Raw genomic sequence first — 433 nt, 5'->3', positions numbered from 1 at the left:
GCGTCACGCCTACTGGCCACGTCCGAGATCGAAGCTGACTACGAAGTTGATGGCAAGTTCGATACTGAGCGAGATCACGAACTCGAACACGTGCGTCGCAGCCTTGGCGCTAGCCGCATCCGTTATTCTATGGGTCGGAATCATCTTTTCCATAAGAGCAACCCTATGGAAATAGGAGACGAGGCAGAAGTCACGATCCTTGTTCTTAACAAGCTGGGCTACAAGATGCGAGTAAACAAGGGTGTGTTGGATCGACCCACGTTCGCGTGTTCTGCACTGCATAACATCTGCATCCAGCGCATCGGTAACGATCTTCGAATTTTCTTCCGGGCCTAAACATGTTTGCGCGACGTACGAGAAGTGCACGACGCGGTAAAGTCTGGTATGGGCTCGATACGTCGTGAGAATTACAACACGGTTAACGGCATGCAGA

The 433-nt window shown here is 51.5% G+C and carries 1 protein-coding gene; it reads right to left on the bottom strand.

Annotated elements, in window-relative coordinates:
* Nucleotides 1-9: 9 nt before the first annotated feature.
* On the bottom strand, nt 10-433 hold a 424-nt coding region (locus tag M3677_RS17430), incomplete at its 5' end, for a hypothetical protein (protein ID WP_251161205.1).

The sequence above is a fragment of the Curtobacterium sp. P97 genome (genome assembly GCF_023712445.1).
GTDB lineage: Bacteria > Actinomycetota > Actinomycetes > Actinomycetales > Microbacteriaceae > Curtobacterium.
The sequence above is the reverse complement of the archived record's forward strand: the minus strand, read 5'-3'. Positions and strand labels throughout refer to the sequence as shown.